The organism is Intrasporangium calvum DSM 43043, assembly GCF_000184685.1.
Taxonomy (GTDB): domain Bacteria; phylum Actinomycetota; class Actinomycetes; order Actinomycetales; family Dermatophilaceae; genus Intrasporangium; species Intrasporangium calvum.
Genome location: NC_014830.1, coordinates 198,964 through 224,910 on the forward strand (window position 1 = coordinate 198,964; position 25,947 = coordinate 224,910).

General features: G+C 72.1%; 28 protein-coding genes. 19 read left to right on the plus strand and 9 right to left on the minus strand.

Annotated elements, in window-relative coordinates:
- Positions 1–20 precede the first annotated feature (20 nt).
- The 3 genes from INTCA_RS00920 to INTCA_RS00930 all read left to right on the plus strand — a co-directional run bounded on the left by INTCA_RS00920 (position 21) and on the right by INTCA_RS00930 (position 3,164).
- The gene (locus tag INTCA_RS00920) at positions 21–1,259 is read left to right on the plus strand and encodes an endonuclease/exonuclease/phosphatase family protein (RefSeq protein ID WP_052337939.1); all 1,239 of its coding nucleotides are present in this window, start codon (positions 21–23) and stop codon (positions 1,257–1,259) included.
- A 169-nt stretch (positions 1,260–1,428) separates the two neighbouring features.
- Positions 1,429–2,328, plus strand: coding sequence for an ABC transporter ATP-binding protein (locus INTCA_RS00925; protein ID WP_041308091.1), 900 nt, complete (start codon positions 1,429–1,431; stop codon positions 2,326–2,328).
- Positions 2,325–3,164 carry an ABC-2 transporter permease gene (locus tag INTCA_RS00930; RefSeq protein ID WP_013491066.1) on the plus strand — a complete coding sequence of 280 codons (840 nt, stop codon included), beginning with the start codon at positions 2,325–2,327 and terminating at the stop codon, positions 3,162–3,164. The genes INTCA_RS00925 and INTCA_RS00930 overlap by 4 nt, the downstream gene beginning before the upstream one ends.
- Positions 3,165–3,281: 117 nt before the next feature.
- Here INTCA_RS00930 and INTCA_RS00935 read toward each other — a convergent pair whose 3' ends face one another.
- Genes INTCA_RS00935 through INTCA_RS00955 form a run of 5 tightly spaced genes read right to left on the minus strand, consistent with a single transcriptional unit; the run spans position 3,282 to position 6,170 of the window.
- Positions 3,282–4,025: an energy-coupling factor ABC transporter ATP-binding protein gene (locus INTCA_RS00935; RefSeq protein ID WP_013491067.1), complete on the minus strand. Its 744-nt coding sequence runs from the start codon at positions 4,023–4,025 to the stop codon at positions 3,282–3,284.
- Positions 4,022–4,786, minus strand: a complete 765-nt coding sequence (cbiQ, locus tag INTCA_RS00940; protein WP_013491068.1) for a cobalt ECF transporter T component CbiQ — start codon at positions 4,784–4,786, stop codon at positions 4,022–4,024. Before cbiQ ends, INTCA_RS00935 begins: the two co-directional genes overlap by 4 nt.
- 5 nt (positions 4,787–4,791) lie before the next feature.
- The gene (locus INTCA_RS19345) at positions 4,792–5,127 is read right to left on the minus strand and encodes a PDGLE domain-containing protein (RefSeq protein ID WP_052337940.1); all 336 of its coding nucleotides are present in this window, start codon (positions 5,125–5,127) and stop codon (positions 4,792–4,794) included.
- Positions 5,124–5,831, minus strand: coding sequence for an energy-coupling factor ABC transporter permease (locus tag INTCA_RS00950; RefSeq protein WP_041307080.1), 708 nt, complete (start codon positions 5,829–5,831; stop codon positions 5,124–5,126). Before INTCA_RS00950 ends, INTCA_RS19345 begins: the two co-directional genes overlap by 4 nt.
- Positions 5,832–5,888: 57 nt before the next feature.
- A complete protein-coding gene (locus INTCA_RS00955) occupies positions 5,889–6,170 on the minus strand; it encodes a hypothetical protein (RefSeq protein ID WP_013491069.1) in 282 nt (93 codons plus the stop codon).
- Between the two features lie 97 nt (positions 6,171–6,267).
- On the opposite strand from INTCA_RS00955, the gene serS reads away from it, so the two are divergent.
- From serS to INTCA_RS00980, 5 genes are all read left to right on the plus strand, one after another.
- Positions 6,268–7,593 (plus strand): serine--tRNA ligase, encoded by a 1,326-nt coding sequence (gene serS / locus INTCA_RS00960; protein WP_013491070.1) that lies wholly within the window; start codon positions 6,268–6,270, stop codon positions 7,591–7,593.
- 80 nt (positions 7,594–7,673) lie between these two features.
- Complete coding sequence (locus INTCA_RS00965; protein ID WP_013491071.1) at positions 7,674–9,056, plus strand: dihydrolipoyl dehydrogenase family protein; 1,383 nt, start codon at positions 7,674–7,676, stop codon at positions 9,054–9,056.
- A gap of 66 nt (positions 9,057–9,122) precedes the next feature.
- On the plus strand, positions 9,123–10,076 hold the full coding sequence (locus INTCA_RS00970; RefSeq protein WP_013491072.1) for a TIM barrel protein: 954 nt from the start codon (positions 9,123–9,125) through the stop codon (positions 10,074–10,076).
- A gap of 103 nt (positions 10,077–10,179) precedes the next feature.
- On the plus strand, positions 10,180–11,073 hold the full coding sequence (locus INTCA_RS00975; RefSeq protein WP_148236445.1) for a PQQ-like beta-propeller repeat protein: 894 nt from the start codon (positions 10,180–10,182) through the stop codon (positions 11,071–11,073).
- Positions 11,074–11,147: 74 nt separating this feature from the next.
- A complete protein-coding gene (locus INTCA_RS00980) occupies positions 11,148–11,390 on the plus strand; it encodes a hypothetical protein (RefSeq protein ID WP_013491074.1) in 243 nt (80 codons plus the stop codon).
- Between the two features lie 25 nt (positions 11,391–11,415).
- Here the strand turns inward: INTCA_RS00980 and heR are convergent, their stop codons facing one another.
- Positions 11,416–12,213, minus strand: coding sequence for a heliorhodopsin HeR (heR, locus tag INTCA_RS00985; protein ID WP_013491075.1), 798 nt, complete (start codon positions 12,211–12,213; stop codon positions 11,416–11,418).
- A gap of 106 nt (positions 12,214–12,319) precedes the next feature.
- Here heR and INTCA_RS00990 point away from each other — a divergent pair, with 106 nt between their 5' ends.
- From INTCA_RS00990 to INTCA_RS01010, 5 genes are all read left to right on the plus strand, one after another.
- The gene (locus tag INTCA_RS00990) at positions 12,320–13,201 is read left to right on the plus strand and encodes an HAD family hydrolase (protein WP_013491076.1); all 882 of its coding nucleotides are present in this window, start codon (positions 12,320–12,322) and stop codon (positions 13,199–13,201) included.
- 116 nt (positions 13,202–13,317) lie between these two features.
- On the plus strand, positions 13,318–13,758 hold the full coding sequence (locus INTCA_RS00995) for a YciI family protein (protein ID WP_013491077.1): 441 nt from the start codon (positions 13,318–13,320) through the stop codon (positions 13,756–13,758).
- A 60-nt stretch (positions 13,759–13,818) separates the two neighbouring features.
- On the plus strand, positions 13,819–15,126 hold the full coding sequence (locus INTCA_RS01000) for an RNA polymerase sigma factor (RefSeq protein ID WP_013491078.1): 1,308 nt from the start codon (positions 13,819–13,821) through the stop codon (positions 15,124–15,126).
- A gap of 78 nt (positions 15,127–15,204) precedes the next feature.
- Positions 15,205–16,128 (plus strand): uracil-DNA glycosylase family protein, encoded by a 924-nt coding sequence (locus INTCA_RS01005; protein ID WP_013491079.1) that lies wholly within the window; start codon positions 15,205–15,207, stop codon positions 16,126–16,128.
- Positions 16,113–17,510: an amidohydrolase family protein gene (locus INTCA_RS01010; RefSeq protein WP_013491080.1), complete on the plus strand. Its 1,398-nt coding sequence runs from the start codon at positions 16,113–16,115 to the stop codon at positions 17,508–17,510. Before INTCA_RS01005 ends, INTCA_RS01010 begins: the two co-directional genes overlap by 16 nt.
- Positions 17,511–17,573: 63 nt before the next feature.
- Here the strand turns inward: INTCA_RS01010 and INTCA_RS01015 are convergent, their stop codons facing one another.
- Positions 17,574–18,134, minus strand: coding sequence for a cysteine hydrolase family protein (locus tag INTCA_RS01015; RefSeq protein WP_013491081.1), 561 nt, complete (start codon positions 18,132–18,134; stop codon positions 17,574–17,576).
- Between the two features lie 104 nt (positions 18,135–18,238).
- On the opposite strand from INTCA_RS01015, the gene INTCA_RS01020 reads away from it, so the two are divergent.
- On the plus strand, positions 18,239–19,105 hold the full coding sequence (locus INTCA_RS01020) for a TrmH family RNA methyltransferase (RefSeq protein WP_013491082.1): 867 nt from the start codon (positions 18,239–18,241) through the stop codon (positions 19,103–19,105).
- 48 nt (positions 19,106–19,153) lie between these two features.
- Positions 19,154–19,789 (plus strand): VOC family protein, encoded by a 636-nt coding sequence (locus INTCA_RS01025; RefSeq protein ID WP_013491083.1) that lies wholly within the window; start codon positions 19,154–19,156, stop codon positions 19,787–19,789.
- Here INTCA_RS01025 and INTCA_RS01030 read toward each other — a convergent pair.
- On the minus strand, positions 19,779–21,377 hold the full coding sequence (locus INTCA_RS01030; RefSeq protein ID WP_013491084.1) for an HAD family hydrolase: 1,599 nt from the start codon (positions 21,375–21,377) through the stop codon (positions 19,779–19,781). The genes INTCA_RS01025 and INTCA_RS01030 overlap by 11 nt on opposite strands.
- A 171-nt stretch (positions 21,378–21,548) precedes the next feature.
- Here INTCA_RS01030 and INTCA_RS01035 point away from each other — a divergent pair, with 171 nt between their 5' ends.
- The gene (locus INTCA_RS01035; protein WP_013491085.1) at positions 21,549–21,860 is read left to right on the plus strand and encodes a metal-sensitive transcriptional regulator; all 312 of its coding nucleotides are present in this window, start codon (positions 21,549–21,551) and stop codon (positions 21,858–21,860) included.
- Between the two features lie 94 nt (positions 21,861–21,954).
- Here INTCA_RS01035 and INTCA_RS01040 read toward each other — a convergent pair whose 3' ends face one another.
- Complete coding sequence (locus tag INTCA_RS01040; protein ID WP_041307084.1) at positions 21,955–22,218, minus strand: hypothetical protein; 264 nt, start codon at positions 22,216–22,218, stop codon at positions 21,955–21,957.
- Between the two features lie 116 nt (positions 22,219–22,334).
- Here INTCA_RS01040 and INTCA_RS01045 point away from each other — a divergent pair, with 116 nt between their 5' ends.
- From INTCA_RS01045 to INTCA_RS01055, 3 genes are read left to right on the plus strand one after another with little or no spacing between them, the layout of a single operon-like run.
- A complete protein-coding gene (locus INTCA_RS01045; RefSeq protein ID WP_013491086.1) occupies positions 22,335–22,550 on the plus strand; it encodes a heavy-metal-associated domain-containing protein in 216 nt (71 codons plus the stop codon).
- Entirely contained in the window at positions 22,547–23,488 is a 942-nt protein-coding gene (locus INTCA_RS01050; protein WP_013491087.1) for a hypothetical protein, read from the plus strand. Before INTCA_RS01045 ends, INTCA_RS01050 begins: the two co-directional genes overlap by 4 nt.
- Positions 23,488–25,812, plus strand: a complete 2,325-nt coding sequence (locus INTCA_RS01055; protein WP_013491088.1) for a heavy metal translocating P-type ATPase — start codon at positions 23,488–23,490, stop codon at positions 25,810–25,812. The genes INTCA_RS01050 and INTCA_RS01055 overlap by 1 nt, the downstream gene beginning before the upstream one ends.
- The last annotated feature ends 135 nt before the right edge of the window (positions 25,813–25,947 follow it).

A 25,947-nucleotide genomic window follows, 5' to 3' on the forward strand; every position in this document is an offset into this window, starting at 1 on the left:
GGGGACCTACCGTGGAACGTATGCGCACGCGCCACCGACTCACCCGTCTCGTCGTAGCGAGCGTCGCCGCTGCGACCGCCGCCATCGCGGCGATCGGCTTGGCCGCTCAAGCCGCTCAAGCCGCCGACCCTCCCGGGAAGCCCGACATGGATGTCCGCTTCGCCACCTTCAACGCCTCGCTCAACCGCAACGCGGCCGGTCAGCTCGTCGCCGACCTGTCGACCCCGGACAACGCCCAGGCCCGGGCGGTCGCCGAGATCATCCAGCGGACCAGCCCGGATGTCCTGCTCATCAACGAGTTCGACTTCTACGAGGACGGGGTCGCGGCGGAGCTCTTCCGCGACAACTACCTCGAGGTCTCGCAGAACGGCGCCGACCCCGCCGACTACCCCTACTACTTCGTCGCGCCGTCCAACACCGGCATCCCGAGTGGCTTCGACCTCAACGACAATGGCGTCGTGGGCGGACCGGACGACGCCTACGGCTTCGGGTTCTTCCCGGGCCAGTACGGCATGGTCGTCTACTCGAAGTACCCCATCGACGCGGGGGCGGTCCGCACCTTCCAGCACTTCCTGTGGAAGGACCTGCCGGGCAACCTCATGCCCACCGAGTTCTACTCGCCCGAGGAGCAGGCGGTCCTGCGCCTGTCGAGCAAGTCGCACTGGGACGTGCCCATCTCCATCGGCAAGCACACCGTGCACTTCCTCGTCAGCCACCCGACGCCGCCGACGTTCGACGGGCCGGAGGACCGCAACGGCCGCCGGAACAACGACGAGATCCGCTTCTGGGCGGACTACGTCGGCTCGCCGGCCCGGTCCGCCTACGTCTACGACGACGCGGGCGCCACCGGCGGGCTCCGACCCGGCGAGCTCTTCGTCATCGCCGGGGACCAGAACTCCGACCCCAACGACGGCGACTCCGTCGAGGGCTCGATCGAGGCGCTGCTGAACCATCCCCGGATCAACACCTCGGTGACGCCCTCCAGCGCGGGAGCCGTCGAGGCGAGCGCGCTCCAGGGCGGGGCGAACCTCTCGCACACCGGCAACCCGGCCTACGACACCGCCGACTTCAACGACAACCCGGCGCCCGGGAACCTCCGGGCCGACTACGTCCTGCCGAGCAGGGCGCTGCGAATCCTGGACGCAGCCGTCTTCTGGCCGGTCCAGGCAGACCCGCTGTCCCGGCTCACCGGGACGTTCCCGTTCCCCTCGAGCGACCACCGCCTCGTCTGGGTGGACGTCCGCCTGCCGCACCGCTGAGGCACCACCTTTCCCGTATGCCGCTGAGCTGGCTCCCGCTGTCCGTTACGGTGGGAGCCAGCCGGGGTTCGGACCCTGACTGGACTCAGGGTCGGGCGTGTCGATGCCGGGGTCGGAATCAGGTCCATGACTGATGTGCCGGGCGGTGGCCGACCGGCACCGTGGTCCCATGATCCACGTAGACCGACTGACCAAGCGATACGGCCCCTTCACGGCGGTCGACGACATCTCGTTCGAGGTGAGGCCCGGGCAGGTGACCGGCTTCCTCGGCCCGAACGGCGCGGGCAAGTCCACCGCCATGCGCATCATGGCCGGCCTCACCCCGGCCACGTCCGGCACCGCGACGGTGCTGGGCCGCGCCTACGGGCACCTGCCCAACCCGGGTCGCCACGTCGGCGTCCTTCTCGACGCCTCAGCCCAGCACGCGGGGCGCACCGGTCGAGAGATCCTCAGCCTGAGCGCCATCATGATGGGCGTCGACCGCCGGCGGGTCGACGAGATGCTCGACCTCGTCGGGCTCACCGACAAGGAGGCTGCCCGCCGGGTCCGGAACTACTCCCTCGGCATGCGCCAGCGGCTGGGCATCGCCAACGCCCTCCTCGGCGACCCGGAGGTCCTCATCCTCGACGAGCCTGCCAACGGGCTCGACCCGGCCGGGATCCGGTGGATGCGGGACCTGCTCCGCGGCTACGCCAACCAGGGCGGCACGGTGCTGCTCAGCTCGCACCTGCTCAACGAGATCGAGCGCGTCGCCGACGAGATCATCGTCATCGGGCACGGTCGGATCGTCGCCCAGGGCACGAAGGACGCGCTGCTGTCCGGCGCCGGCACCTACGTCCGGTCCACCGACGACGCCGGCCTTGCGGCGGCCCTCGCTCTCGAGGACATCTCGGTCTCACCCGCCGCCACGGGCGGGCTGCACGTCGACGCCGAGCCCATGACGGTCGGCCAGGTCGCCGCCGCATCCGGAGTCGTCCTCGTCGAGCTCCGGTCCGGCGACAGCCGCGGCCTCGAGGAGATGTTCCTCGAGCTCACGGCGGCGACGGCCCGCGAGGAGGTGGCGGCATGAGCACCACCGTGACGGAACCTGTGGCCTCGCCGACCGCAGAGTCCCCGCTGCCCGCCACCGCGCGGATCCCCGAGCGGATCCCGGGTGAGCGACCCACCGCGGCAATCCCCTTCTCCCGACTCCTGCTCGTCGAGCTCCGCAAGATGGTCGACACGCGCGCCGGCCGCTGGCTGCTCATCGGGATCGGCGCCGTCATCGCCCTCGCCCTGACCATCATGTTCTTCAACGAGTCGGGCCACCACCCGTTCGCCGCCTACCTGCAGGCGACGACGATGCCGATGGCCGTCATCCTGCCCGTGGTGGGCATCCTGGCCGTGACCTCGGAGTGGTCGCAGCGGACGGGCCTGGTCACCTACACGCTGGAGCCGCGCCGGGCCCGGGTCACGTGGGCGAAGTTCCTCGGCGCGATGCTGGCCGGGGTCGCCGCGATCGCCTTGTCCTTGGCCCTCGCCGCCGTGATGCACCAGGGGGCGATCACCCTGCGGGGCTACAGCGGCGACTGGTCGCTCGACAACAAGGCCCTGCTCGGTGCCTCCTTGTACGTTCTTCTGGGGATCGCTCAGGGCGTCGGCTTCGGAATGCTGCTGCGCAACACCCCGGCCGCCATCGTGCTCTACTTCGTGCTCCCGATCGCCTGGGGCATCCTCGGCGACCTGGTCAGCTGGCTCGACGGGGCCGCGAGCTGGTTGGACATGAACCGCACCATGAACCCGCTCTTCCTCGTCGAGTCGATGACCGGGGAGCAGTGGGCGCAGCTCGCGACCTCGGTCGGGGTCTGGGTCGCCCTCCCGGTCGCGCTCGGGATCTGGATGCTCCACCGCGCCGAAGTGAAGTAGCCGGTCCTCGCACCACACCTCCGCCCCTCCCGCAACACACCCGCTTACCGAGTGCACCTGTCATCTGCAGACGGCATGGTCACGCGGTAAGCGGGTGTGTTGCCGGTGCATGGGGGGTCACGGAGTCGGGACGGTGAAGCCGTAGGGCAGCTCGAGCCGGTGCCTGGCCATGAGATCCGCGTCTGCGAGCAGATCCCGGGTGGGCCCGTCCGCGGCGATGACCCCGCCGGACAGGACCACGGCGCGCTCGCACAGCTCGAGGGCGTAGGGCAGGTCGTGCGTCACCATGAGAACGGTGACGTCGAGGGACCGGAGGATCTCGGCCAGCTCGCGGCGTGACGCCGGGTCGAGGTTCGAGGACGGCTCGTCGAGGACGAGGATCTCCGGCTCCATCGCGAGCACGGTGGCGACGGCCACCCGGCGCCGCTGGCCGAAGGACAGGTGGTGCGGCGGGCGGTCGACGAACTCGACCATGCCCACCTGGTCGAGGGCCCGGTGGACGCGGCTGTCGAGCTCGTCCCCACGCAGTCCGAGGTTGGCCGGCCCGAACGCCACGTCGTCGCGGACCGTCGGCATGAAGAGCTGGTCGTCCGGATCCTGGAAGACGATGCCCACACGGCGGCGGATCTCCCGGAGATTGGCCTTCGTCACCGGGAGGCCCGAGACCGTGACGGCACCAGCACCGGCGGTGAGAATGCCGTTGAGGTGCAGCACCAGAGTGGTCTTCCCGGCACCGTTGGGCCCGAGGAGCGACACTCGCTCGCCCCTGCCCACCTGGAGGTCGACGCCGAAGAGAGCCTGGTGCCCGTCGGGGTAGGCGTAGGCGAGCCCGCGAACGTCGAGGACGGGGGCGCCGCTCATCCGGCCAGCACCGCCGCCGCGCTGACGAGGCCGCACGCGATGGGCAGCAGGCCGCTGGCCGCCCACTGCGAGCCGGTGGCCGTGAGCGGCCGGAGCGTCGGCAGTCGCCCGGTGTAGCCGCGCGACAGCATCGCCAGGTGCACGCGTTCCCCCCGCTCATAGGACCGGATGAAGAGGGCGCCCAGGGTGGCCCCGAGCGCGGGCCACTGGCGGACCGACCGGGCGCGGAAGCCCCTCGACTCCCGTGCGACCCGCATCCGCCCGAGGTCTGCGGCGACGACCTCGGTGTAGCGGAGCATGAAGCTCATGATCTGGACGAGGGACTGCGGCAGGCGCAGCTTCTCGAAGCCGGCGACGATGTCCCGGGGCTCCGTGGTCGCCGCCAGGAGCAGCGAGGCGAGGACGCCGAGGGTTCCCTTCGCCAAGAGGGCAGCAGCCGCCTCGAGGCCCGGCTGTGAGATCTCGACCGGCCCGACTGCGGTCCGCGGCCCAGTGGCGACGAAGGGCAGGACGAGGGCGAAGACCACGAAGGGCACCTCGATGACGAGCCGCTTGGCCAGGTGCGCCAACGGGACTCGCGACACGGCGACGGCACCGGCGAGCGCGAGGAGGTGAGCGGCATACGGCCAGAAGACGCCTCGGGGAGTGGCCACGACAGCGAGGACGTAGCCGACGAGGACGACGATCTTCACGTGGGCCGGGAGCCGATGCACCGGCGAGTGGCCGTGGAAGTGGAGGGCGTGCCCGTGGGGTGCTCCCATCGGAGTCAGGACCGGTCCGGGGAGGTTGGCCGGCCGTCGGGGGGACCCGGGTCGCCGCGACGACGGAGCACGAGGAGGAGCCCACCCATGAGCAGCCCGGTGACGACGACTCCGATGACCCCGGCGAGCCCGCCCGAGAGGCGCGCGTCCTCGACACCCTCCGCCCGGTAGTCGGCGAGCGGACTGTCGGAGGCGGCGTGCTCCTGGGCGGTCTGGGCGAACCCCAGCGTCTGGGCGACGCGCTCGAGACCGTCGGGGTTGCTGGAGGCGAACCACGACAGCACGCCGGCGGTGAGGAGGGTGACGGCGAGGGCGATGACGGCGAAGCGGCGCAGGCTCACGTCGTGGCCCCCTCCCCGGCTGAGACTCCCTCGCGGAGCTCGAGCGTCCGGCCTGCGAGGACGCCTCGGGCGCCGGCGACCAGGTCGGGGCGGACGGCGACGACCGACCCGACGACGAGGGCGGTGATGAGGGCCTCGCCGACGCCGATGACGGCGTGCCACGAGAGCATGGCGGTCAGGACGGTGCCGATGGGGATCTGGGCCTGTCCGCCGACGGCGAAGAGTGCGACGAACGCCGCAGCGGTCGCCGGCACGCTGACGAAGGCCCCGACAGCCGCCGCGACGGTCACCGCGCGAGAGGACCGGCGCAGGATGGATCGGGCCGCGCGGAACGTGATCCAGCCGGCCCAGACGGCGACGAGCCCCATGAGGACGACGTTGGTGCCGAGCGCGGTGATCCCGCCGTCCGCGAAGAGAAACGCCTGGACGACGAGGACGACGGCCAAGGCGAGGGTGGCGAGCCACGGGCCCGCGAGGACGGCGGCGAGGGTCCCGCCGAGGAGGTGACCGGAGGTCCCCGCGCCGACCGGGAAGGTGATCATCTGCCCTGCGAACACGAACACCGCCACGAGCCCCGCGATCGGCGTCGTGCGCTCGTCGAGCTCACGTCGCGCGCCGCGGAGGGCTGCCGCCACGCCGGCGGCGGCGGCGACGGCCGTCGCGACCGAGGTCGGGACGTCGAGAAAGCCGTCGGGAACGTGCATGGGTCCAGTCTAGAGTCACATGCGACGCAGTCGCATCTAGCCGTCCGTGGTGCGGGTCTACTCGGGGCGCTCCGCCGGTGGGCGCCCCACCTGCGGGCGCTCGGACCGCCGGTGGGCGATCTCGGCGCGCAGGTCCTGCTCCCGGCGCCGCAGTCGACCGATGCGAGCCGTGTGCCCGGGGCCGGGGCGGTAGCCGCCCGTCGTGAGCTCCTCGGTGATCCGGTCCTCGATGAGGCGCAGGGTCGCTCGAAGGGCCGCGAGTGACGCCGTCGCGAGGTCGAGTCCCGGTTCCCGTTCGGGGCTCGCGGCCGGAGGAGCGTCATCCTTCACCGTCGGCATCTACCCGCTCCCAGGGCCGACCTCACCCTCCCCTCGGGGATGCCGTATGCCGCTGGGCTCGCCACGCTGCCCGCTCGGGCGCCGATAGGCTGGCTCCGTGATCGACATCAAGCTCCTGCGCGACGAGCCCGACCGGGTGCGTGCCTCGCAACTGGCCCGTGGAGAGGACCCTGGGATCGTCGACGCGATCCTCGCCGCCGACGAGCGTCGGCGTTCGTCCCTCGGCGAGTTCGAGACGCTGCGAGCGGAGCAGAAGGCGGTCAGCAAGGACGTCGGCGCGGCGATGGGCGCGTTCCAGCGCGCCAAGAAGGCGGGAGCCCCTGACGCGGCGCACCTCGAGTCCGTGGCGCACGCGGCGCGTGCGAAGGCGGCCCATCTCAGCGACCAGGTCAAGGCCCTCGAGTCGAACGCCGACGAGGCAGGCGCCGAGCTGGAGCGACTGCTCCGCAAGGTCGGCAACGTCATCATCGACGGGGTGCCGACGGGCGGTGAGGACGACTATGTCGTCGTCGAGACCATCGGCACGCCGCGGGACTTCGCGAGCGAGGGGTTCGAGCCGCTCGACCACCTGGCGCTCGGCGAGCGACTGGGCGCCATCGACATGGAGCGCGGTGCCAAGGTCGGCGGTGCTCGCTTCTACTACCTCACCGGCGTCGGGGCGCTCCTCGAGCTGGCCCTGCTCAACATGGCCATGGCGCAGGCCACGGCAGCGGGTTTCACGGCAATGATCACCCCGACCATGGCGCGCCCCGAGATCATGCTCGGGGCAGGGTTCATCGACGCTCACGCCGACGAGGTCTACCGCCTCGAGGCCGACGACCTCTATCTCACCGGCACCTCGGAGGTGGCGCTCGCCGGGTTCCACGCCGACGAGATCATCGACCTGTCGGCCGGGCCCAAGCGGTATGCGGGCTGGTCGGCCTGCTACCGCCGCGAGGCCGGGTCGCACGGCAAGGACACCCGCGGCATCATCCGGGTGCACCAGTTCCACAAGGTCGAGATGTTCAGCTACTGCCGGCCGGAGGACGCCGAGGCGGAGCACGGGCGTCTGCTCGACTGGGAGCGCGAGATGCTCGCCAAGATCGAGGTGCCCTACCGGATCATCGACACGGCGGCAGGGGACCTCGGCAGCCCGGCGGCGCGCAAGTTCGACTGCGAGGCGTGGGTCCCCACCCAGGGCAAGTACCGCGAGCTCACCTCGACCTCGAACTGCACCACCTACCAGGCGCGTCGGCTCAACACGCGCGAGCGCGACCCCAACGGCTCGGGCACGCGCACCGTCGCGACCCTGAACGGCACCTTGGGGACGACCCGCTGGCTCGTTGCGATCCTCGAGAACCACCAGCAGCCGGACGGCTCCGTCGTGGTGCCCGAGGCCTTGCGCCCGTTCCTCGGCATGGATGTGCTGAAGCCGATCGCCTGAGGGCACCTCGGTCGTCGACATCCCCCGGGAGGCGTCGGCGGTAGGACATCCTGTGAGGGACCCTGCCGAGAGGATGCGCCATGGAGAGCTTCGACATCATCGTCGTCGGGATGGGTCCGGGCGGCGAGCACGTGGCGAACACCCTGGCTGAGCGGGGCCTGCGCGTCCTCGGCGTCGACCATGGACTGGTGGGGGGCGAGTGTCCCTACTGGGGCTGCATCCCGACGAAGATGATGGTCCGCGCCGCAGATGCCCTGGCCGAGGCGCGACGGGTGGACGGGCTGGCCGGGTCGGTCGCGGACGTGACGCCGGACTGGTCGCTGGTGGCGCGTCGCATCCGTGACGAGGCCACGGACGGCTGGGACGACCAGGTCGCCGTCGAACGGTTCACCCAGAAGGGTGGGACGTTCCTGCGCGGCACCGGCCGGGTCGTCGGGCCCGGCCGCGTCGACGTCGACGGCAAGCCGTATGCCGCTGGGCGCGGGATCGTGGTCAACGTCGGCTCCCGCGCGGCGACGCCTCCCATCGAGGGACTCGAGGGGGTGCCCTTCTGGACCAATCGCGAGTTCGCCGAGGCGACGGCTCTCCCCGGGTCACTCGTCGTCCTCGGGGGTGGTGCGATCGGGTGCGAGCTGGCGCAGGTCGCTGCCCGGTTCGGGACCACGGTCACCGTGGTGGAGTCGGCGCCTCGCCTCCTGTCACCCGAGGAGCCGGAGGCGTCCGAGCGGATCGCGACGGTCTTCGAGCGGGAGGGGATCACCGTGCACGTCGGCTCCGCCGCAGCGACCGTCGCCGCGTCCCCGACGCCCGGGGAGGCCGACCAGGTCGAGGTGACCCTCGAGGACGGGACGGTCCTGCGAGCCGAGCGACTCCTCGTGGCGACCGGACGTCGAACCGACCCGGGTGCGGTGGGCCTCGGCTCCGTCGGGGTGGCCGCCGACGCCAGGGTGGCCCCGACCGACGAGTGGTGCCGAGTCGCCCCAGGAGTGTGGGCGGTCGGCGACATCACCGGTAAGGGTGCCTTCACCCACGTCTCGATGTACCAGGCCGCAATCGTCGTCCGGGACGTCCTCGGTGAGGCGGGGCCACCGGCCGACTACCGGGCCGTTCCGCGGGTCACCTTCACGGACCCGGAGGTGGCGACCGTGGGGCTGACCGAGGCGCAGGCGCGGGACCAGGGGGTCGAGGTCAGGACGGGCTTCACCGCACTCGGCTCGACGACACGCGGGTGGATCCACGGCGTCGGCGGCGACGGTTTCATCAAGCTCGTCGCCGACCCGGGGCGGGGGCTCCTCGTCGGGGCGACCGTCATGGGGCCGGCGGCGGGCGAGGTGATGGGCGCGCTCGCCGTGGCCGTGCACGCCGAGGTGCCGCTCGACCGGCTCCGGTCGATGATCCATGCCTACCCGACCTTCCACCGGGGCATCGAGGACGCCCTGGCCGATCTGGACCAGAGGTCCTGACGTTCCGGGCTGAGCTGTGCCACGCTCGACCCATGGCGTCGTGCGCCTCGACGAAGTGGAGGATCCGTGACCGGTCAGCAGCAGGACGAGCCATCGCGGGTCGTGCACCCGCACCACCTCGGCGCCCGGCCGCTCGCCGAACGGATCGCGAGCGCTCCGATCTCGTGGGGGGTGTCCGAGGTGCCGGGTTGGGGCTGGCAGTTCGACCCCCACACGGTGCTGGCCCAGATGGCCGAGATCGGCCTCGCCGCAACAGAGCTGGGGCCTGACGGCTTCCTGCCGGACGCCCCTGCGGACCGGGCGCGCCTCCTCGGCGCTGCCGGGCTCGAGGCGGCGGGGCAGCTCGTGTCGGTCGTGCTGCACGACGCGACGGTCGACCCGCTCGCTGCGCTGGAGCCCACGATGGACGCCCTGGTGGCGACGGAGGCGACCACCCTGGTCGTGGTGGCCGCGACCGGGGTGGCCGAAGACGCGACCCGCCCGGACCTCGACGAGGCGGCGTGGGCGACGCTCCTGCGCAACCTCGACCGCCTCGAGGACGCCGCGCGGTCCCGCGGGCTCGTCGCGGCCGTGCACGCCTCCGCCGACACGGTGGTCCAGTCTCTCGTTGAGCTGCAGCGGGTCATCGACGGCAGCCGGATCGGGGTCTGTCTCGACACGGGGCACCTGGCGCTCGTCGGCGACGACCCGTTGTCGCTCGCCCTGGCCCGTCCCGGACGCATCGTCCACGTCCACCTCAAGGACGTCCGGGCGGCCGTGGCCGAACGGGTCCGCTCGGGTGAGCTGAGCCTCGTCGAGGCCGTCCGGGCGGGTCTCCACCCGCCGCTCGGGCAGGGGGATCTCGACATCGCCGCGATCGTCAGCGCGCTGGAGGATGCCGGCTACGACGGGTGGTACGTCCTCGAGCAGGACGTCGTCCTCGACGAGGACCCGGGCGCTCCCGGGCCGGCCCGCCAGGTCGAGCAGAGCCTCGACCACCTGCTGGGTCTCGCCGCGCAGTGGTCCGGGGTGGGTGCCTGACCGTGTGGCACCGGCGCCCCGGCACCCGACGGCCGGGCGCCGACCCGTTTACGGAGCGGCCGGAGCGGCCTAACGTGAGGCGATGGGACCACGACAGGCACTGGTGACGACTGCACTTGTCGCTGTCTTCGCAGCGACCCCACTGGGAGCGGCCACGGCCGAACCGTTCCCCGATGTCATACCCATCCCGACCGGGTCGCTTCCCGAGGGAATCGCCACGGGGACCGGGACCTCGGTCTACGCAGGATCCCGGGCGGATGGGTCGGTCTGGCTGGGTGATCTCCGAACCGGAGCGGGCGACCTCCTCGTCGAAGGAGGCGAGGGGCGGATGGCCGTCGGCGTCAAGGTGGCGTCCGGGCTGCTCTTCGTCTCCGGCGGGACGTATGGCGACGCCCATGTCTACGACGCGCGGACCGGGGCCGAGGTGGCGGCCTACCACCTGACGGACGGCCCGGCGTTCATCAACGACGTGACCGTGACGCACGAGGCCGCCTACTTCACCAACTCGGCCGCTGCCGAGCTGTACGCGGTCGAGCTGGCCCGCGGAGTGCCGACCGGGGAGTTCGCGACCATCCCGCTCGTCGGGGAGTGGCAGCAGGTGGCGGGCTTCAACGCGAACGGGATCGCTGCCACGCCCGACGGGCAGACGCTGCTCGTCATCAACAGCACGTCGGGCATCCTCTACAGCGTCGACCCGCACACGGGCGTGGCGCTCGCGGTCGACACGGGTGGCACGGACCTCACCGCCGGCGACGGCATCCTCCTGCGCGGGAGGACCCTCTACGTGGTGCGCAACGTCCTGAACGAGGTCGTGGAGCTCCGCCTCGCCCCGGACCACCGGTCCGCGGCGCACGTGGTGACCCTCACGGATCCGGATTTCGACGTCCCGACGACGATCGCGATGCAGGGCTCCCGGCTGTACGTGGTCAACGCGCGGTTCACGACCCCGCCCGGCCCGACGACCGAGCACGACATCGTCAAGGTGGACGGGGAGTAGCAGGCACGGCCGAGCCCCGGTTTGGGTATGGGTGGACGAGAGTCTGACGCCCAGACCTGGAGAGGAGTGCAGTCATGGGAGCAGGAGTCACGCTGGCCGTGATCGGGGCGATTCTCGCCTTTGCCGTGCGGGCCGACCCGGATGGCATCAGCCTGCCCACCGTGGGGGTCATCCTGATGATCGCCGGCGGGCTGCTCATCGTCCTCTCGCGGCGGGACCACCACCGCAAGGTCATCACGAGCGTCGAGCCCGCCGAGGACCCTCGCGACCCGCCGCACGTCTACACCGAGGGCGCCATCCGGGACATCGACGACTGACTCGCGTGCGGTGAGCTGGGCGTGGTCACCCGACCAGGGAGCCGGCGAAGATCTGCCACGCCAGGGCTGACTTGGCGACCAGGCTGAGCGCGAGGTAGGTCTTCTCGCCGAAGGCGTAGCTGCGCCAGCGCCCGACCTGCCGGTACTGCAGCCACTGGTTCAGCGCGAAGCTGTTGAAGAACACGAAGAGCGAGACGAAGATCCCGACCACGAAGCCGGGGACCTCGTCGGCGGCCACGAGGTTGTAGCCGATCGCCACCCACGGCGCCGCGCCGGCAACGCAGCCGAACCAGAACGGCTTCATCGTGGTGGCGGAGCGGCCAGGGGGGTTGGCCAGCTCCTGCAGCCAGCCGAACAGGATCATCGCGACGTTGGCGCCCGCGATCCCGATCAGTGCCGAGATCCCGTCGATGCCGGTGTACAGGGCGATGAGCACGACCATGAGCGTGGCGCTGACCGAGTACTCCATCCAGCGGAACCGGTTGATCCCGCCGCGCAGGTCCTGCTCGTAGGACTTCCGGAGGGCCGTGGCGGTCAGCAGGTGGTCCAGCGCAGCAAGGGTGAGGAACACGGCCACCGACGCCCCGATGGGCAGGTCGAACAGTGCCTCGGGCGATCCGGGAGGAGTGCCCGGAGGGCCGCTCGGCAGCGACTGCGTCACCGTGACGGCGAAGCCGGTCGCCAGCAGGAGCACCGTCACGGCCTGCCCGAGGTGGAGCAGCGAGAGAGCGAGGTTCCAGCGGCGCAGGGACCGCAGCCGGGTCTCGTCGACACCCGTCGCGGTCGTGGGCGGATGCGTCTCGGTGCTGCCGGTCGCGGTCATGGACTCATGATGGTGCCTCCCCACCCGTGGCCGTCGCAAAAGGGGACGGTCCTCGGGCCCCGGGGCAGGGACGTGGTCTGCGCGGCGGGGCGGATAGCGTGGGCCCATGGCTCTGCGCATGCTCGCCCTGGACCTCGACGGAACGACGCTCAACCACCTTGGTGAGCTGTCCGACGCTGTCCGCGACGCCGTCGCAGCGCTCCCCGACGAGGTCATCGTCGTCGTGGCGACCGGCCGGTCCATCATCGCGACCACGCCCGTCCTCGAGTCGCTCGGGGTCACCGAGGGGTTCGCCGTCTGTGCCAACGGCGCCGTGACGATCGAGCTGGACCGGCGCGCCCCGACGGGATATGCGATCGTCGACACGGTGACCTTCGACCCCAAGCCGGTGCTCGAGCGGCTTCGCGTGGCGCTCCCCGAGGCCCGCATCGCCGTCGAAGAGCTCGGGGTCGGCTTCAAGGTGAGCCGGCACTTTCCCGAGGGGGAGCTGATGGGACAGGCCCGCGTCGTCGACTGGGACGAGCTCGTCGCCCACCCCGTCACCCGCGTCACGCTGCGCCAGCCCGAGGCGACCGCCGAGGAGTTCATGGAGATGGTGGAGCGTGCCGGCCTGCACGGCGTCTCCTACGCCGTCGGCTGGTCGGCCTGGCTCGACATCAACCCCGAGGGGGTCAGCAAGGCCTCCGCCCTGGAGCTCATCCGTCGTCGCATCGGCGTCGAGCCGATCCACACCGTGGCCGTCGGAGACCAGCGCAACGACCTCGAGATGCTCCGCTGGGCAGCGTGGGGAGTGGCCATGGGCAACGCCCCCGACGAGGTCAAGGCGGTGGCCGACGAGGTGACCGGCCACGTGGACGAGGACGGCCTGGTGCCCGTCGTCCGGGGGATCGCCGAAGCAGCGCGCCACGGAGTCCCGTTCCGGGACGGAGTGCCGTCCACCGCAGCGGACCGGTCGCCCTGGCGCGCGGACCGCCGAACCGGGACCTGAGCCCAGCGGGATCCGGATCCGGCATCGGTGACAGCTGGACCCGGCGTCGAAACCGGCTCGCTTCGTTCGACGAAGGGGTGAGCGGGCCGCCCGGCCCTGCAGAGAGGAAGGACACCATGCGGTACCTCATCATCGTCCCGGGAGGCCCGGAGACGGAGAGCGACACCATCGGCACGGAGCAGCAGCTGGCGGACATGCAGTCGTACCAGGAGGAGATGCTCCGCGCCGGCGTCTACGTCGACGGCCAGGGCCTCCACCCCACGGCCAAGGGTGCGCTCGTCTCATTCGAGGACGACGAGTGGGTCGTCACCGACGGCCCGTTCGCCGAGGCGAAGGAGATCATCGCCGGCTTCTCCGTCATCGACGTGTCGTCGCGGGAGGAGGCCCTCGAATGGGTCAAGCGGTGGCCGCGGTCCTGCGCGCCCGGTCCCGGCCAGGCGCTCGAGCTGCGGCAGATGTACGCGCCGGAGGACTTCGACGAGCAGCTGAGCCCGGAGCTGCGCGAGCGTGAGCGGGCCCTGCGCGAAGCCGCTGCCCGGCAGGCCGCCCAGGGCTGAGCTGGTGGCCCAGGGCCGTCGCGGCGCCCGTCGTCACCGTCCCGTGCCAGCATTGACCGGGTGACCCCTCCCGCCCCGCCCGTCACCGACCCCGACGCCGACTCCGACGTCGTCCGCCGCACCCTCGAGGCCGTCTGGCGGATGGAAACCGCCAAGGTGACGGCCGTTGTCGCGCGGGTCGTCGGTGACATCGGGCTGGCGGAGGACCTCGCCCAGGACGCCTTCCTCCAGGCGCTCGAGCAGTGGCCACGCGACGGACTCCCGGACAAACCGGGCGCGTGGCTCACCGCGACGGCGCGTCGCCGCGCCATCGACCGGATCCGGCGGGACGTGAACCTCAGGGACAAGCTCCAGCAGGTCGGCCACGCGGAGGAGCTGCGGGCGGCCGACCTCGCCGAGGCCGGCTTCGACCGGGCCCTGGAGGACATCGACGACGACGTCCTCGGCCTCGTCTTCGCCGCGTGCCACCCCGTTCTCACCGCCCAGGCCCGGATCTCCCTCACCCTGCGGATGATCGGCGGGCTGACGACGCGCGAGATCGCCCGGGCCTTCCTCACGACCGAGTCGACCATCGGCCAGCGGATCTCCCGGGCCAAGAAGGCCCTCCGAGCCGACGGCGTCACGATCGAGGTCCCCTCCGGTGCCGACCTGCCACCCCGGCTGGCCTCGGTGCTCGAGGTGGTCTACCTGATCTTCAACGAGGGCTACGCCGCCACATCCGGACGGGACTGGGTGCGGGGCGACCTCATGGAGGAGGCGATCCGCCTCGGCCGCGTCCTCGCCGCGCTCGCCCCGCAGGAGCCCGAGGTGCACGGGCTCGTCGCCCTCATGGAGATCCAGGCCTCGCGGACCCGCGCTCGTATGGCTGCCGACGGCTCACCGGTCCTGCTCCTCGACCAGGACCGCACCAGGTGGGACTGGTCGCTCATCCGCCACGCGCTCGGTGCACTGGACCGCGCGACCCAGCTCAGCGGCATACCGGGCCCGTATGTCCTGCAGGCGGCGATAGCCGCGTGCCACGCTCGGGCCCGCACACCCGACGAGACCGACTGGGCGCGGATCGTCACCCTCTACGACGAGCTCGCGCGCGTGCGGCCTTCCCCGGTCGTCGACCTCAACCGGGCTGTCGCGATGGCGTATGCCGCTGGGCCCGGCCCCGCTCTCGCCGTCGTCGACCGGCTGGTCGAGTCCGGGTCGCTCGCCGACTACCACCTCCTGCCGAGCGTGCGAGGCGACCTGCTGCGCAAGCTCGGCCGTGAGGAGGAGGCGCGGGAGGAGTTCCGCAGGGCTGCCGCGATGACCGACAACGCGGCGGAGCGGCGCCTGTTGCTCGAGCGCGCCGGCGACGACGGTCCGGTCGATCCGTGACGAACCGCTCCGGACCGGCACGTATCAGGGTTAGGGTCGAAGCACCCTGAAGGACAGTGGCGTCTTGGGAGGGTTCGCATGGTCACGCACCGAAGCTGCCCGGGTTACGTCGACGAGCCGTTCGCCTCGCTCGTCGCGGACTATCCCGGGGCCGAGGCCTATCCACCGGGGGACTTCCGCGTCGAGTGGGGGCCGGTGTTCCACCGGGGCCGGCTCGACGGGTCGGCCCGCGTGCTCGTCATCGGCCAGGACCCGGCGACGCACGAGGCGATCAGCCGCCGCGTCCTCGTCGGTGAGGCCGGGCAGCGCGTGCAGGGGCTGCTCGCGCGGCTGGGGATCACCCACAGCTACGTCATGCTCAACGTCTACCTCTACAGCGTCTTCGGGCAGGCGGCCGGCTACCGACACGTGAAGGACCCGGACATCGTCGACTACCGGCACCGATGGCTCGACGCGGTCCTGCTCGACTCCGCGTCCCCATCCGTGACCCCATCCGTGACCCCTTCCGTGACCCCTTCCGTGACCCCATCCGTGACCCCATCCGTGGCCTCCTCCGGGGTCACCGCGGTCATCGCCCTGGGCACCCTCGCCAAGCGGGCGTTCGGTCTCTGGGAGGACAGCTCGCCCGAGCGGGAGGCACGCTCCCGCCGGCTCCACCTCGCGGCGGTGCGTCACCCCACGTATGCCGAAGGGTCGGCGCGGGCGAGTGGACAGCCCTTGGAGGACACGACTGCCGCCCAGCTCGCCGACTGGAGTGCCCACCTCCCTGCGCTCGGCGCCGCCGTGTCTCCCGAGGTCACCCCGAACCTGAGGTCGTACGGCGAGTCGTGGACCGAGCGCGACCTGGTGGCGATCCCGGAGCAGGACCTCCCCCCGGGCGCTCCCGCCTGGTGGCGCGCCGTCGACGCGTGGGCGGTCCGGGACGGAGCCGATGCGCAGGAGAAGCGTGCGACGATCCGGGTCGCCGTCCCGAAGGGAGCGCGATCATGGCCGACCCTCTGAGGACGGGACCCGCGCCGGGCAGGGTCACCTTCGAGGAGGCCTACAGCAGGGGGATCACCGACGAGCTGCCGCCGCCACCGCGGCGAGCGCGCGCCCTGCCCCCCACTCCGTTCGCGCTCCGGGGCGCCGTCATCACGCCGCAGGGTGCGTGGTCCTCGGGCTACGTCACCGTCGCGGACGGGCGCATCGACCGGGTCAGCCGCCGACGCCCGACCTCGGTCCCGGTGCTCGAGACCGACGGGGTCATCCTGCCCGGGCTCCTCGACCTCCACGGCCACCCGGAGTTCAACGTCTTCGCCGCCTGGGAGCCGCCGAAGCTCTATCCGAACCGGTATGCGTGGCGGCGCTCGACGGCCTACAAGCAACTGGTCAGGGACCCCCAGAACGCCCTGCTGAGCACGGTCCCACCGCAGACGCAGACGCGCTATGCCGAGGTGCGCGCGCTCGTCGGCGGCGTGACCGGGATCCAGGGCGCCGCATCGGCGAGCAGCAGCGCCTCGGCCGAGCCCCTCGTGCGCAACATCGACCGGTGGGCCTTCGGCGCCCACCGGGCCCGCTCGCTGGTCGACCTGCCGACCGGGAGCTTCGGCAAGGAGTCGTTCGACCGGATCATGGCGCACATCGCCGCCGGCACGGTCAACGCCTTCTACCTCCACCTGTCCGAGGGTCGGCGCGGGGACGCGGTGAGCACCGAGGAGTTCCGCCGGTTCGTCGACCTCGGGGCGGCCACCCCGGCGACCAACATCATCCACGGCAGCGCCCTGACGGTGACCGACCTCCACGAGGTCGCCGACGCCGGCTGCCGCCTCGTGTGGTCGCCCCAGTCGAACCTCCGCCTCTACGGCGAGACGACCTTGGCCGGGGAGGCCCTCCGGGCCGGTGTCCCCGTTGCCCTCGGTGCGGACTGGCTGCCCTCGGGCTCGACGAGCCTGCTGGCCGAGATGAAGGTCGCCCGGCGCGAGCTCGCCCGGCAGGAGCACCCCGTCGCGGCCGCTGACCTCGTCGCCATGGTGACGTCGGTGGCGGCCCGGGTGGCCGGGCTCGACGAGCACCTCGGGTCCGTCGCGGTGGGACGCCCCGCCGACCTCCTCGTCCTGGAACGGCACCACCGCGATCCCTACGAGAGCGTCTGCCTCGCCGACCCGTCGTGGGTCGAGCTCGTCTGCATCGGTGGTGACGTCACCTACGGCCGGGTCGACTGGTTCGACGAGCTGTCCGGTGGCGCGGTGGGGTCGACGGTCGAGGACCTCGTGGCCTGGGGCAAGCCGATGCGGCTCGACACCGGCTTCCAGTCGCCGGCCAGTGGGGCGACACCGTCGCTCACCGAGATCCGGGCCCTGCTGACGGCGGCCTACCCGCCCGTGGGTCCGATCTTCGCCTGAGGTCTCCGCCGGCCGAGCGCGGCCTGCCGGAACCGTGGATCCGCGAGCGTGTCCGGCACGACCTCAGTCCGTCCGGAGGCTCACCTCGGCGGTCGAGGCCGTGTCGCCCTTGCGGCCCGGCGCCTTCGCCTCCGACCAGTAGGCGTTGGTGTGCGCGATGACCTGCTCCGGGCTGACCGGGACGCCCCACTGTCGCAGGTCCTCCGTGGTGTGGGCGTCCGAGACGAGGGTCGCGTCATAGCCGCGGACCAGCGCACCGTGCAGCGTGGCCCGAACGCACGCGTCGGTCTGGGCGCCGGTCACGACGACCCGGCCGACAGCCCGCTTCGCGAGCACCGACTCGAGGTCGGTCTCCTCGAACGAGTCCCCGTAGTGCTTGCCGACGAGCGGCTCGTCGTCACCGGGCGCCAGCTCCGGGACGAGCTCCCACTCCTCGCTGCCCTCAGCGAGGCCCTCATCCGAGTGCTGCACCCAGACGACCGGCACGTCCTCGTCGCGGGCCCTCGCCACGAGGGAGCCGATGTTGGCGATGACGCGCTCACGGTCGTGCGCGTCAGCGACGACGCCCTTCTGCATGTCGATGACGAGAAGGGCGCTCTTGGGCCGGTTCTCCAAGCTGGCCATGGTGGTCCTCTCCCCAGGTTCCGTTGACCACGACGACGCTAGACCACGGCACCGACAGCCGTCACGGTCCGGCAGGACGCGCACAGTGGGATGCTGGCCGTGCCATGAACCTGCCTCGCGACCTCTCCGTGTCCTCCCCGTCGAACCCCCGCCTCAAGGCGCTCGTCGCGCTGCGCCGCCGGCGGGTCCGGGAGGAGACCGGCCAGACCATCGTCGAGGGGCACGAGGAGATCCGGTTGGCACTCGATGCCGGAGTCACCCCCCGGACGCTCTACGTGGCGGAGGAGCTGTTCAGCCCGTCGGGCCGCGCCGGGTCACAGGAGATCGGCACGCAACCGGAGCTCGTCGAACGACTCCGAGCGGCAGGGGTCGAGATCGTCCGACTCAGCCCAGCGGCATACGCCAAGGTGTCCTATCGGGAAGGGCCCGACGGCCTGCTGGCCGTCGTCGACGACGTCGGTGTGCCGCTGGCCTCGCTCACGGTCGACGGTCCCTCGTGGCTCGGGCTCGTCGCGCAGCGGATCGAGAAGCCCGGGAACCTCGGGGCGATGCTGCGCACGGCGGACGCAGCCGGCGTCGACGCGGTCGTCGCCGCGGACCCCGTCACGGACTGGGGCAACCCCAACGTCGTCCGAGCGAGCAAGGGCACCCTCTTCGCCGTGCCGGTCGCGAGCGGGACGACGTCCGAGACCCTCGCCTGGCTGGCGCACGGCGCCGTCACCCTGGTCGTGACCACCCCGGAGACCGACCTCCTCCACACCGAGGTGGACTACACCGGCCGGGTGGCCATCGCGGTCGGCTCCGAGAAGCACGGCGTCGACGACGCGCTCCTCGTGGCCGCCACCCATCGGGTACGCATCCCGATGCACGGCCGCGCGAACAGCCTCAACGTCTCGGTCGCCGCCGCCGTCGTCCTCTACGAGGCAGTCCGGCAACGTGCCTCACGCCTCGGAGGTGGCGGTCCGGCCTGACCGGGGGGTGGTCAAGAGCACCCTTGGCGGTGTGTCACGATTGACCGTATGCGAGTCGACCACGTGTCCTATGCGGCAGAGCACGACGGCCTCCAGGCAACGGCCGAGAGGCTCTCGAAGCTCCTTGGTGTGGAGCCCGTCGACGGCGGGGTCCACCCCCGGTTCGGGACGCGCAACGTCATCCTTCCCCTCGCGGACCGCAACTACGTCGAGGTCGTCGAGGTGCTCGATCACCCCGCCTCGGACAAGGCCCCCTTCGGGCAGGCGGTCCGGGCGCGCTCGGAGGCCGGCGGTGGCTGGCTCGGGTGGGTCGTCGCCGTGGACGACCTGACCGCCGCGGAGAAGCGACTCGGCCGCGAGGCCGTGGAGGGCAACCGGCACCGTCCCGACGGCACCGAGCTGCGCTGGCGGCAGATCGGCATCAGGGGACTCATCGCCGACCCCCAGGTCCCCTACTTCATCCAGTGGGAGGACATCTCGCTCCACCCGGCCAACGGCTCCGCGGCGCAGGTGCACATCGGCGAGCTGCAGATCGCCGGCGACCCGGCGCGCGTGCGTGAATGGCTCGGCGTCGACCAGACCTTCGACAAGGGCGACATCCACTTCACCTTCGTCGCGCCGCACGGCACCCCCGGGCTGCTGTCCGTCACGTTCCACACCCCGGACGGCGACGTCACGATCTGAGACGCTGCGCACTGGCGAGCGGAACGAACGCGGCCACCGCGGCGAGGATCGCGGCCCACGTCGGGTGGACCCAGCCCAGGCCACCAGCGACGAGGGCGATCACGTTGTAGCCGAGCGCCCAGCCGAGGTGCTGCCGGATCACCGACTGGGTCTGCTGGGCCAGCTCGATGGTGTCCGCCGCCGCGTCGACGTCGTCGGCCTCGAAGAGCAGGTCTGCCGGCGCCCGCCCGATGACGGCGACCCGGCGCCCCTGCCGCTGCAGCTCGGAGACCAGGTCCCGATCCGTGACGGCCTTGCCGCGCGATCCGGACCGGACCTTCCCCGGGTCGATGCCCACCGCGGCGGCAAGGCCTCGAGCGTGCGCTTCCCCGTCCTCGGTGAGCAGGTAGGGCGTCAGGCCGAGGCCCTTGAGCCGCGCGATCGCGGGCCGGGACGTCTCCCGGATCGTGTCCTCGACGGTGAGTGCCGCGCGGGCCCGGCCGCCCCAGCCGACGAACACCGTCCGGCCCGGGGTCCCGTCCGCATGGGCGAGCAGGTCCGGGTCGACGTGTTCGAAGAGGGCGGCCTTGCCGACGGTGACCTCGGTGTCCTTGATCCGCGCGGACGCCCCTTCGCCCGGATTGGCCTCGAAGTCGCGGATCCGCGGCAGGTCGACCCGGGCCTGCCCCGCCCCCGCGACGATGGCCCGGGCGATCGGGTGGTCGCTGCCCTGCTCGACCGCGGCGGCGGCGATGAGCGCCGCCTTCTTGGACAGCCGACCGGTGACCGCGATCTTCCGCAGGGCGAGGTCGCCGGTCGTCAGCAGCCCCGTGCGGTTGATGACGACGGTGTCAAGGGTGGCCGACCTCGCCAGGGTGCCGGCAGCCGGCGCCGACCCCAGCCGGCGCTCGGCCCGCGCCCGGGCCGCGGCCAGGGCTGCCGGCGCAGCCAGGGCGGCGGCCGGCAACGACGCGATGAACAGGACCGCGACCGTCGCGCTGAGCGAGTCCGCCACGGTGTGTCCGGTGCGGAGCCGGACGACGAGAACGACCGCCGCGACGAGGAGGACGACCGGGGGCAGCCACCTCGCGAGGCGGTCCACGACGGTCGGCTGCGGCATGTCCGGCCCGGCGGCTGCGTGGGCGCGGGCCGCGACGTGGCGGACGAGCAGGAGGAGGGTCGCGGCGACGGCAGCGGCTCCGAACCACTGCTCCGGAGCGCCGCGGACCAGGTCGGTCACGGACGCCGCCCACGAGACCAGGGCGCCGAGCAGGACCGGCACCTCCGGCCCCGGTCTGAGGGCCCTCAGCGTGCGCCCTGCCGCCGCGACCAGCGGGCCGGCGGACCAGCCGAGGATGACCGCGGTCAGGACCACCTGGGCCCAGCGTCCGACCGTGCTGTCGTTCGCCCAGAGCGCCAGTGCGACCACGGGAACGGTCAGGACGAGGGCGACCAAGAGCCGAGTGCGCGCCCCCGGCGGCGGGAGTGCGGCGGCAGGGTGCTCGTCCTCGCCCGGCGCTGCACCGGCGCTGCCCAAGGCCTCGGCGCGACGGCGCAGCTTCGTCAGCAGCTCGTCGGCCCGAGGACTCCGGTCGTCTCGGCCCTGCATGCTCTGTGACGGTAGCCCGATCGCTGCCTGACTTCCACGACCTGAGGGCCGAGTCGACGGTGCACTTCGGCGGACGGGGCGGCGGGAGCAGGTCGTCGGCGCTCGCAGGAGGGAATCCATACCCGCCGGGGGTATGTTGTACCGAAGAGCACCGCCGCGCGAAGGAGGACCATGGACCACGGGACGGAGGCCGTGCCGCACCAGCACGGCTACATCCACCAGAAGGACGACTACCTTCGCCGGCTGAGGCGCATCGAGGGGCAGTCTCGGGGCCTGCAGCGGATGGTCGACGAGGAGCAGTACTGCATCGACATCCTCACCCAGATCTCGGCGATGACGAAGGCGCTGCAGTCCGTGGCCCTCGGGCTGCTCGACGAGCACATCGCGCACTGCGTCGTCGACGCGGTACGTGAGGGTGGTCCGGACGCGGAGCTCAAGCTCAAGGAGGCCTCGGACGCGATAGCGCGGCTCGTTCGTTCGTGACGAGCGGGGCACCCCACCGGACCCGTGCTCCTGGACGGGACCCACGAGGGCCCGCCGGGCGAGCCGGCGGGCCCTCGGTCCTCCCCGCGTGGGGTCAGCGTCCCGGCGCCGCCGTCTTGAGGCGCGTCTGGACGACGAAGAGACCCTCCTCGGTCCCGGTGAAGACGACCTTGCCGTCCTTGAACCACGGGTACTTGCTCCACGAGCCGGCGAAACCGGTGCGGTCGTCGGCCGGGTAGCCGTCGAAGTAGCCGACCTCGCGCATCCGGCCCTGGTCGACGCGCCAGCCGTCGAAGATCCGCAGCCCGCTCGTGTAGTTGGACTCGTGGGCGAGGCCGTCCTGGCGCGTCGAAATCATGGGGGTCTGCGACCCCGCGTTGGAATGGATACCCCAGCGGGGTATGTTGGACAGGTAGGACGAGACATGCTCCAGTGCCCTGGACACCAGCGGCACCGAACCGGAAAGGCACGACCATGAGCGAGACCAGCACCTACACCGTCGTCGGCATGACCTGCGGACACTGCGTCGCCTCGGTGTCCGAGGAGGTCGGCGCCATCGCCGGTGTCGAGAACGTCGACGTCGACCTGGCCAGCGGCCGCGTCACGGTCACCAGCGGCTCGCCGGTGGACGAGGCCCAGGTCAAGGCGGCTGTCGAGGAGGCGGGCTACGCGCTCGCACCGACGGCATGACCACAGTCACCAGGATCGTCGGCTTCGCCCTCGGCCTGGTCGTCGTCTTCGTGCTCGCCCTCGGGCTCGGCCGCGTGGTCGGGCCCGTGGGGGAGCCACCGGCGGCGCACGCCGGCTCGAGCGGGGGTGGCGCGGGCAGTGCTGACCTGCCGGCGGCCGGACTCCCGGGCGGCCTCACGATCAGCGACGCCGGCTACACCCTGCGCCTCTCGGCGCCGACCGCTCCGGCCGGGCGGGGCGTGCCCGTGTCGTTCGCCGTCACCGGCCCGGACGGCACGCCGGTGACCGACTACGAGGTCGAGCACGAGAAGGAGCTGCACCTCATCGCGGTGCGGCGCGACTTCACCGGCTACCAGCACGTCCACCCGACGCTGCGCGCCGACGGCACGTGGTCAGCGGCGCTCGACCTCGAGCCTGGCGTGTGGCGTCTCTTCGCCGACTTCACCGCGACCGGCGCCGGCGCCCTGACCCTCGGGACCGACCTCAGCGTCCCGGGGACGGCGGCCCTCGCGGCTCCCGTCGGCGAGACCCGAACCGTCACCGTCGACGGCTACACGGTCAGCATCACCGGCGACCTCGTCGCCGGCCAGGATGCCGACCTCAGCTTCTCGGTCCGCAAGGACGGCGCACCCGTCGCCGACCTCCAGCCGTACCTCGGCGCCTACGGCCACCTGGTCGCGCTCCGCCAGGGCGACCTCGCCTACCTCCACGTCCACCCGGACGGAGCCCCCGGGGACGGACGCACCAGACCCGGCCCCGACGTCGTCTTCCACGCGTCCGTGCCGAGTGCCGGCGCCTACCGGCTGTACCTCGACTTCCAGCACGACGGGGTCGTGCGGACCGCGCCGCTCTCGGTCACCGCGCACGGCAGCGCCGCGCCGGCAGAACCGGCCCCCGCCTCCAGCGGCACGACCTCAGACCACGGAGATGACCACTGATGACCACGACGCCGACGACCACACCGGGGGGCGCCTCGCTCGGCCTGCCCTCGGCACCCGGGGCGATCGAGCTCGAGATCACCGGCATGACGTGCGCCTCGTGCGCCAACCGGATCGAGCGCAAGCTCAACAAGCTCGACGGCGTGACGGCCACGGTCAACTACGCCACCGAGAAGGCCAAGGTCTCCTTCCCCGACACGCTCTCCGCCGAGGAGCTCGTCAAGGCCGTCGAGGCCGCCGGCTACGGCGCGACGGTCCCCGCGCCACCGGTGACAGCGGAAGGCGCGGAAGGTCCCTCCGGCGGGGAAGCGAGCCCAGCGGCGTACGACCGCGTTCGTGCTCTGCGTGACCGACTGGTCGTCTCGGCGGTGCTCAGCCTCCCCGTCATCGCCATGGCGATGGTCTCGGCCCTGCAGTTCGACTACTGGCAGTGGGCCTCGCTCACCCTCGCGGCCCCGGTCGTCGTGTGGGGCGCCTGGCCGTTCCACAAGGCCGCGTGGACCAACCTCCGGCACGGCACGACGACGATGGACACCCTCGTCTCCATGGGGGTGCTCGCGGCCTTCGGCTGGTCGCTCTATGCCCTCTTCCTCGGGACCGCCGGGATGCCCGGGATGGTCCACCCGTTCGAGCTGACCATCTCGCGCACCGACGGCGCGGGCAACATCTACCTCGAGGCCGCGGCCGGGGTGACGACCTTCCTCCTCGCCGGCCGCTACTTCGAGGCACGGTCCAAGCGGCAGGCCGGAGCGGCTCTGCGCGCGCTCCTCGAGCTCGGCGCCAAGGACGTGTCGGTCCTGCGGGACGGGCTCTCGGGTCAGGTCGAGGAGCGGATCCCGACCTCGCAGCTCCAGGTCGGGATGCGGTTCGTCGTCCGGCCGGGGGAGAAGATCGCCACCGACGGCGTCGTCGAGGACGGCACCTCAGCCGTCGACGCCGCGATGCTCACGGGCGAGTCCGTGCCCGTCGAGGTCGGTCCCGGCTCCGCGGTCGCCGGAGCGACGATCAACGCCGGCGGCCGCATCGTCGTCCGGGCCACACGCGTCGGCTCCGACACCCAGCTCGCCCAGATGGCGCGACTCGTCGAGGACGCCCAGAACGGCAAGGCCCAGGTCCAGCGGCTCGCCGACCGGATCTCCGGGTTCTTCGTGCCCATCGTCATCGGCCTGTCGGCGGCCACGCTCGGCTTCTGGCTCGGAACGGGCGCGGGCGCCGCGGCCGCCTTCACCGCGGCCGTCGCCGTGCTCATCATCGCCTGCCCGTGCGCCCTCGGCCTCGCGACACCCACCGCGCTCATGGTCGGGACCGGCCGTGGCGCGCAGCTCGGCATCCTCATCAAGGGGCCAGAGGTGCTCGAGTCCACCCGCCAGGTCGACACGATCGTCCTCGACAAGACAGGCACGGTCACGACCGGGGCCATGGCGCTCCACGCCGTCGTCGCCGCCGACGGTGAGGACGAGGCGGAGGTGCTGCGCCTGGCCGGTGCCGTCGAGGACGCCTCGGAGCACCCCGTCGCCCGCGCCGTCGCGGCTGGCGCGAAGGAGCGGCTCGGGGCGCTGCCCGCCGTGTCGGGCTTCGAGAGCACGCAGGGTCTCGGCGTGCGCGGCGAGGTCGACGGCAGCGACGTCTACGTCGGCCGCCCCGTGTTCCTCGCCGAGCGTCGGCAGATGCGCTGCACCGAGCTCGATGCGGCTGCCACGGAGCACGAGTCCCAGGGCTCGACCGTGGTCGCGGTGGCGTGGGGCGGACGGATGCGCGGCATCCTCGTCGTCGCCGACACCATCAAGACGACCTCGGCGCAGGCCATCCAGGAGCTGCGCGACCTCGGCCTCACCCCGATCCTGCTCACCGGCGACAACGAGCGCGTCGCGCGGACCGTCGCCGCCCAGGTCGGCATCGCCGAGGCCGACGTCATCGCCGACGTCCTGCCCGCCGACAAGGTCGACGTCGTCAAGCGGCTCCAGGAGTCCGGCAAGGTCGTCGCCATGGTCGGCGACGGGGTCAACGACGCCGCGGCCCTGGCCCAGGCCGACCTCGGCCTCGCCATGGGCACCGGCACCGACGTCGCGATCGAGGCGAGCGACCTGACCCTCGTGCGCGGGGACCTGCGCGTCGCGGCCGATGCGATCCGCCTGGCCCGACGCACCCTCCGGACGATCAAGGGCAACCTCTTCTGGGCGTTCGCCTACAACGTCGCCGCGATCCCGCTGGCCGCGGCCGGCCTGCTCAACCCCATGCTCGCCGGGGCCGCGATGGCGTTCTCGTCGGTGTTCGTCGTGTCCAACTCGCTGCGGCTGAGGGGCTTCCGGGCGACTGCGGCCTGACCGCCTCTGCGCAACACACCCGCCCATCGACTCCGACCCCCTGGTACAGCCGGGGTGAGCAGTCGACAAGCGGGTGTGTTGCTGGTGGAGAGGGCGGGAGGCTGCGGGCGGACCGGTCCGGCTGGAACCCGGCTC

Excerpts from the sequence above, each read along its gene's own strand:
- INTCA_RS01040 (WP_041307084.1), bottom strand. The coding sequence starts at position 22,218 with ATGATTTCGACGCGCCAGGACGGCCTCGCCCACGAGTCCAACTACACG.
- INTCA_RS01015 (WP_013491081.1), bottom strand. The coding sequence starts at position 18,134 with ATGGCCAGCTTGGAGAACCGGCCCAAGAGCGCCCTTCTCGTCATCGAC.
- heR (WP_013491075.1), bottom strand. The coding sequence starts at position 12,213 with ATGACCGCGACCGGCAGCACCGAGACGCATCCGCCCACGACCGCGACG.
- INTCA_RS01025 (WP_013491083.1), top strand. The coding sequence starts at position 19,154 with ATGCGAGTCGACCACGTGTCCTATGCGGCAGAGCACGACGGCCTCCAG.
- INTCA_RS01010 (WP_013491080.1), top strand. The coding sequence starts at position 16,113 with ATGGCCGACCCTCTGAGGACGGGACCCGCGCCGGGCAGGGTCACCTTC.
- INTCA_RS00965 (WP_013491071.1), top strand. The coding sequence starts at position 7,674 with ATGGAGAGCTTCGACATCATCGTCGTCGGGATGGGTCCGGGCGGCGAG.
- INTCA_RS01055 (WP_013491088.1), top strand. The coding sequence starts at position 23,488 with ATGACCACGACGCCGACGACCACACCGGGGGGCGCCTCGCTCGGCCTG.
- INTCA_RS00990 (WP_013491076.1), top strand. The coding sequence starts at position 12,320 with ATGGCTCTGCGCATGCTCGCCCTGGACCTCGACGGAACGACGCTCAAC.
- INTCA_RS00930 (WP_013491066.1), top strand. The coding sequence starts at position 2,325 with ATGAGCACCACCGTGACGGAACCTGTGGCCTCGCCGACCGCAGAGTCC.
- INTCA_RS01050 (WP_013491087.1), top strand. The coding sequence starts at position 22,547 with ATGACCACAGTCACCAGGATCGTCGGCTTCGCCCTCGGCCTGGTCGTC.
- INTCA_RS00925 (WP_041308091.1), top strand. The coding sequence starts at position 1,429 with ATGATCCACGTAGACCGACTGACCAAGCGATACGGCCCCTTCACGGCG.
- INTCA_RS01045 (WP_013491086.1), top strand. The coding sequence starts at position 22,335 with ATGAGCGAGACCAGCACCTACACCGTCGTCGGCATGACCTGCGGACAC.
- INTCA_RS00955 (WP_013491069.1), bottom strand. The coding sequence starts at position 6,170 with ATGCCGACGGTGAAGGATGACGCTCCTCCGGCCGCGAGCCCCGAACGG.
- INTCA_RS00920 (WP_052337939.1), top strand. The coding sequence starts at position 21 with ATGCGCACGCGCCACCGACTCACCCGTCTCGTCGTAGCGAGCGTCGCC.
- INTCA_RS00995 (WP_013491077.1), top strand. The coding sequence starts at position 13,318 with ATGCGGTACCTCATCATCGTCCCGGGAGGCCCGGAGACGGAGAGCGAC.
- INTCA_RS01030 (WP_013491084.1), bottom strand. The coding sequence starts at position 21,377 with ATGCAGGGCCGAGACGACCGGAGTCCTCGGGCCGACGAGCTGCTGACG.
- INTCA_RS01005 (WP_013491079.1), top strand. The coding sequence starts at position 15,205 with ATGGTCACGCACCGAAGCTGCCCGGGTTACGTCGACGAGCCGTTCGCC.
- cbiQ (WP_013491068.1), bottom strand. The coding sequence starts at position 4,786 with ATGGGAGCACCCCACGGGCACGCCCTCCACTTCCACGGCCACTCGCCG.
- INTCA_RS01020 (WP_013491082.1), top strand. The coding sequence starts at position 18,239 with ATGAACCTGCCTCGCGACCTCTCCGTGTCCTCCCCGTCGAACCCCCGC.
- INTCA_RS00980 (WP_013491074.1), top strand. The coding sequence starts at position 11,148 with ATGGGAGCAGGAGTCACGCTGGCCGTGATCGGGGCGATTCTCGCCTTT.
- INTCA_RS00950 (WP_041307080.1), bottom strand. The coding sequence starts at position 5,831 with ATGCACGTTCCCGACGGCTTTCTCGACGTCCCGACCTCGGTCGCGACG.
- INTCA_RS01035 (WP_013491085.1), top strand. The coding sequence starts at position 21,549 with ATGGACCACGGGACGGAGGCCGTGCCGCACCAGCACGGCTACATCCAC.
- INTCA_RS00935 (WP_013491067.1), bottom strand. The coding sequence starts at position 4,025 with ATGAGCGGCGCCCCCGTCCTCGACGTTCGCGGGCTCGCCTACGCCTAC.